This is a genomic window from Rhizobium sp. PEPV16 (genome assembly GCF_008919455.1).
Taxonomy (GTDB): Bacteria; Pseudomonadota; Alphaproteobacteria; order Rhizobiales; family Rhizobiaceae; genus Rhizobium; species Rhizobium leguminosarum_Q.
Genome location: NZ_VSZV01000207.1, coordinates 1 through 1,443, shown reverse-complemented (window position 1 = coordinate 1,443; position 1,443 = coordinate 1). Strand labels below are relative to the sequence as shown.

Below are 1,443 nucleotides of genomic sequence, written 5' to 3'. Positions count from 1 at the left end.
CAACCGCAATGGCGTCGACGTCCCCTCGATCAGCTATATGCGCAAGCATTTCGACCCGAAATGGCCGGGCGTCGTGGAATGGGTGGACGAGGTGACGCCCGCCTATAACCGCCTCATCAATGCGATCTGGGCGATCTTCGATCCGCAGGGGATCGTTTTCGGCGGCCAGATTCCACCGGCCCTGGCGCAGATGCTGATCGATCGCACCGAGATCTACGACCGCCCCCGCTACGGCGTGCCACGCCCCCGCCCGAAGCTGATCATCTCCGAGATAGCAAGCGACGCATCGGCCATGGGAGCCGCTATCGCCCCGTTCAAATCGGCCTATTATTGATCCGAACGACTTCGCCGTCCGTCGCGCGAAATCGACTGCCTCTCAGCCGCTTATGGCAATTCCCTGTGCTTCCGCTTGAGGACATCGGGCATTTTTTGCTTTGAACTACGCAGGCGATTTTCGCCCGGCCGTTCCTGCGCTATGATCTGATTCTGGCGCAGCCCACGCCTCCCCCCTCCATCGGGAAAGCAGACTTCATGTGGGGCCACATGAAACCGAACCGACTGTTCGAGCATCTTGCATAAGGAGGGATTGCGGAAACCGCTCGCAATAGGAGGTTTATGAATGAAGATGTCTGCGCCTATCTATCACCTGAAGCGTAAAGCCAGAAAGCTCTCCCGAGCCGAGGACATACCCTTGCACCAGGCGCTCGACCGCATAGCCCAAAACGAGGGTTACAGCGGCTGGAGCCTGCTTGCGGCAAAAGCAGCGGCGGAAGCACCCGCCGGCAAGCTGTTTGCGCACTTACTGCCCGGCGACCTCCTGCTCGTCGGCGCCCGGCCCGGCCACGGCAAGACCCTGATGGGCCTCGAACTCGCCGTCGAGGCGATGAAATCAGGCCGTCCCGGTGTGTTCTTCTCGCTGGAATATACGGAAGAGGATATTGCCGATCGCTTCCGCGCCATCGGCGTCGACCGGGCGCAATTCGAGCGTCTGTTCGAATTCGATGGCTCCGACGCGATCAGCGCCGGCTATATCGCCGAGAGACTGGCCTCCGCCTCGCGCGGCACGCTCGTCGTCATTGACTATCTCCAGTTGCTCGACCAGAAGCGGGAGAACCCCGAACTCTCCGTCCAGGTCCGCACCCTGAAGGCTTTCGCACGCGAGCGCGGCCTGATCGTGGTCTTCATCTCCCAGATCGACCGATCCTACGAGCGATCGCAAAAGCCCCTGCCTGATATCGCCGATATCAGGCTGCCGAACCCGCTCGACTTGAAACTGTTCGACAAGACGTGCTTCTTGAACAACGGCCAGGTGGCGTTTCAGGCTGCGCGATAACGACCGGCCGTGATCCGCTCGCGGGCCTCACGCATGGCCCGCGGGACCTTGCCCTGCCACGCCGGTTTTATCATAATGCCCGGCATGAGCGGATATGAGAGCCCTGTCGA

Annotated in this window: 1 protein-coding gene and 1 pseudogene; both read left to right on the top strand. The window is 61.0% G+C overall.

Annotated features, from left to right (window positions below):
- Positions 1 to 334, top strand: a pseudogene (locus tag FY112_RS37450) (ROK family transcriptional regulator); the annotation flags it as partial.
- 285 nt (positions 335 to 619) lie between these two features.
- On the top strand, positions 620 to 1,333 hold the full coding sequence (locus FY112_RS06055) for a DNA helicase (RefSeq protein WP_151517963.1): 714 nt from the start codon (positions 620 to 622) through the stop codon (positions 1,331 to 1,333).
- Positions 1,334 to 1,443: the final 110 nt, after the last annotated feature.